The 1,036-nt window shown below is 74.0% G+C and carries 1 protein-coding gene; it reads left to right on the top strand.

Going from position 1 to position 1,036, the window contains the following annotated elements:
* Positions 1 to 1,036: carbohydrate-binding protein (locus AB0O00_RS41360; protein WP_363659807.1), on the top strand; the 1,036-nt coding region annotated here is incomplete at both ends.

The raw sequence follows: 1,036 nt of genomic DNA, 5'->3' as shown, positions 1-1,036 counted from the left end.
GGCGGTCCGTACGACCTGGCGGGCGCGGACGTGGCCAAGTGGGCGCAGACCGACGCCCCGACCGACGCCACCGCCGTGTTCGGCCCCGAGGACGACCCGGCGACCGCCACGGCCACGGCCGCCAGGCCTGGCCCGGACGGCTACCGGCCGGCCACCGTCCACTACCTCAACGCCTCCGGCCACGAGGTCAACACCGCCAGCCCGTCCGTCACCCCCGGCGGTGACATCGACACCCAGGAGTACGACCGCTTCGGCCACCCCGTCCGCACGCTGGAGGCCACCGACCGCGCCATCGCGCTCGGCACGCACCCGGAGACCGAGCGCCTCGTCGCGGAGCTGGGCCTGCCGGCCGACTCCGCCTCCCGCGCCCGGCTGCTGGACCACCGGACGGTCTTCTCCCCGGACGGCCTCGACGTCGTCGAGACGCTCGGCCCGGTCTACCGCGCCTCGCTCGCCGAGCAGGTCGAGGGCCAGAGCACGCCCGCGTCCTTCACCGCCGAGGGCGAGAGCCTCGTCCAACTCGGCGCGACCGACCCGCTGCGTGTGCAGACGCTCGCCCAGTGCTGCGCCGGCGCCGGGTGGTCCGGCGGCGGGCACGTGTTCTTCGCCGCCAACGAGGTCGGGGACAACGCGTCCTTCCGGGTCTCCGTGCCGGAGGAGGGCGAGTACCAGCTGACCGCGCTGCTGACCAAGGCGGCGGACTACGGCGTCGTCCAGCTGTCCATCGACGGCCAGAACGTCGGCGGCACCTTCGACGGGTACAACCCGACCGTCACCACCACGTCCTACACGGCGGGTTCGACGGTCCGGCTCGCCCGCGGCGACCACGAGCTGCGGCTGACCGTCACCGGGAAGAACCCGGCGGCCGTCGCGCCGTACTACCAGGCGGGCCTGGACCGGGTCACCCTGACCAAGACCACGCTCAACCCGACCCTGCCCGCCGGCACCCCCGTGGTGGCGCGGGACCACAACACCAACACCTACGACGAGGGCAAGCCGGACGGCAAGGCGTACCACCTGGTCACCACCGCCACCG

The sequence above is a fragment of the Kitasatospora sp. NPDC093558 genome (assembly GCF_040683475.1).
Lineage (GTDB): Bacteria > Actinomycetota > Actinomycetes > Streptomycetales > Streptomycetaceae > Kitasatospora.
Note: the sequence above shows the minus strand (reverse complement) of the source record. Positions and strands in the feature narration are given on the sequence as shown.